This is a genomic window from Pseudoxanthomonas sp. LjRoot204_2 (assembly GCF_056175765.1).
The window spans coordinates 1-2,571 of sequence record NZ_JBGFFG010000451.1; the positions used below are offsets into that span (position 1 = coordinate 1).

The window sequence follows — 2,571 nt, forward strand, 5'->3', positions numbered from 1 at the left end:
GCTCCAGATGTCGGAGCGCGGCGAGCTCAAGGACGCTGGCCGTCCCCAGGTCATCCAGAAGCCTGCGCAGGTCCGGTACGAGTTGGGCGCGGTCGTCGACGTGCGGTCGTCGCGAGGCGCTGGATTGCCCATCCTGGCCGTGACGCCGGAAGGCGCTGCGACCCGTATCGGCATGAAGGTGGGAGACCGGCTGGTCGCTTTGAACGGCGTGCGGCTCGATGGGACGGCAGCGCCAGCGCCGCTGTTGGAGCAGGCGATGCAAAGCGGCCAGGGTCGCATCACCGCAGCGGTGATGCGTGGCACCGCGACACAGACGCTGCAGGGCGATGCAGACGTCGTTGCGGTGCCGGCCTACCGGCTGGAAATCGGTCCCGATGCCAAGGGTGCGTGCGGATTCGTCACCGTACGGGCCGGAACCGTCCCAAAGACACGCAATATCTTCCGCGCCGAAATCACCACCATCGACGGGCGCAGTACGCCTCTGCAGTCGACCAACCGCCATCAGCTGGCGGCGGGGCGCCATGTCCTGGTCGTGCAGGAGTTGATAGACACGAATCGCCTGAGCCCTTCGCAGTTGGTGCAGATCGCCAAGATGAAGCGTTTCGCCATGGCCAGGGCGTACAAGCCACTGGTCATCGACATCAAGCCGAATACCAGCTACCGCATCGGCGCACGCCTCCTGCGCGACAAACTGGATGTCCAGAGCCTGCGCGACAATGCCTACTGGGAGCCGGTGGTGTGGGAGGAAGTCGCGGAACGCTGCCCGTGACTCAAGGAGCCGCCGTGTGACCGTGACCCAGCGCCTGCCGGAGGAAAGGCACGGTGACCCGTCGCTGCGCGGCGAGGGATGCGCGGTCCAGGCGGTCCAGCAGGGCGACGAGCGCACCCAGGTCGCGGTCGGTATGGGTGAGCAGCCAGTCCAGCGCGGCATCCTCCACGACCAGCCCGCGCCGTTGCGCACGATCGCGCAGTACGTCGCGACGGCCGTCGTCGTCGAGCGGGTGCAGCGCGACGCGCAGGCACTGCTGCAGGCGGGAGCGCAGGTCCGGCAGGACCAGGCCGATCTCGTCCGGAATGCCGCGCGCGGTGTACAGCACGTTGAGGCCGGACGTCCGGGCGCGGTTGTGGAAGTCGAACAGCGCCACTTCGTCCTCCCGCGTACCCGCGATCGCATCCACGCCATCCAGCGCGACCACGTCATGCCCTTCCAGCGCGTCCAGCGCATCGCGCAGGCGACCTGAGGCGGCCGCCATCGGCAGGTAGGCGGCACGTCGGCGTTGCTGCTCCGCCGCGGCACAGGCCGCAAGCGCGAGGTGGGTCTTCCCCGTCCTCGTCGCGCCGGACAGGTAGACCCAGTCGGCGTCCGGTTCGGCCGCCAGCGCCTGCAGTGCCGACACCGCGCCCTCGGGCGGAGCGATGAAACTCTCGAAGCGCTGGTCGGGCGGATAACGCAGTGCCAGCGGCAACTGCGGGCCGAGGCCGGTCGCCTGCGTTCCGCTGCTCACGGCAGCTCGATGTCGCGCACCGGCGCCTGTTCCACKCTGCCCTTGTCGATATACGAATCGAGCACGATGGAAGGGCGATCGCCCGCATACAGGCGACTCTGCGTGTAGCGCTCGTGCGCGAAGCGCAGCAGGACGTTCGCGATCGCCGCGACCGGCAAGGCAAGCAGCATGCCGAGAAAACCGAACAGCTGGCCGCCGGCCATGATGGCGAAGATGACCGCCACCGGATGCAGGCCGATCCGGTCGCCGACGATGCGTGGCGTCAGTACGTAGCCTTCCAGCATCTGGCCGACCACGAACACGCCCATCACCATTGCCACCAGCGACCAGTCGCCGCCGGACTGCACCAGCGCGGCGATCACGCCCAGCACGATGCCCGTGGCCGTGCCCAGGTAGGGCACGAAGCTGATCAGTCCGGCGATGATGCCGACCAGCAGGCCCACCTTCAGGCCGACCACCGACAGCCCGAGCGCATAGATCGCACCCAGCGCCAGCATCACCAGGAACTGGCCGCGCAGGAACGCGCCCAGTACCTCGTTGGATTCCAGCGCCAGGCGCGTCACCGTCGCGATGTGGTCGCGTGGCACCAGCGCGGCGATGCGCTCGACCAGCAGGTCCCAGTCGCGCAGGAAGTAGAACGTCAGGATCGGCAGCAGTACCAGGTTGGCGATCCACGCCATCACCGCGAAACCGGAGCGCGAGAAGTACCCGAACATCGTCGCTGCGACGCCGCCCGCCTGCTGCCAGTGGCCGCGGACCCAGTCCGTCAGCCGGTCCGGGTCGAGCCAGGCGACCAGTTCCAGCCCGGTTCGACGCTCGACCCACGGCAATGCGGTCTGCACGAACCAGTCCCGGTACGCCGGCATCGATTCGATGACGGTCACCACCTGCCGCTCGATCATCGGTACCAGGATCACCAGCGCCAGCACCAGCAGCAGCGTCATCAGGGTGAACACCAGCACCACCGCCGTGGTGCGCGAACGTCCCGAGCGCTCCAGCCGGTCCACCCACGGATCGCCCAGCCAGCCGAGCAGCGCGGCGCACACGAAGGGCGTGAGCACCGGTG

The 2,571-nt window shown here is 68.4% G+C and carries 3 protein-coding genes; 1 reads left to right on the forward strand and 2 read right to left on the reverse strand.

Annotation, left to right across the window (positions count from 1 at the left end):
- Positions 1–769: hypothetical protein (locus tag AC04L7_RS16390; RefSeq protein WP_475513428.1), on the forward strand; the 769-nt coding region annotated here is incomplete at its 5' end.
- Between the two features lies 1 nt (position 770).
- Here the strand turns inward: AC04L7_RS16390 and hda are convergent.
- The gene (hda, locus tag AC04L7_RS16395) at positions 771–1,505 is read right to left on the reverse strand and encodes a DnaA regulatory inactivator Hda (RefSeq protein ID WP_299346126.1); all 735 of its coding nucleotides are present in this window, start codon (positions 1,503–1,505) and stop codon (positions 771–773) included.
- A partial coding sequence (locus AC04L7_RS16400) for an AI-2E family transporter (protein ID WP_475513429.1) occupies positions 1,502–2,571 on the reverse strand: 1,070 nt, incomplete at its 5' end. The genes hda and AC04L7_RS16400, both read right to left, overlap by 4 nt.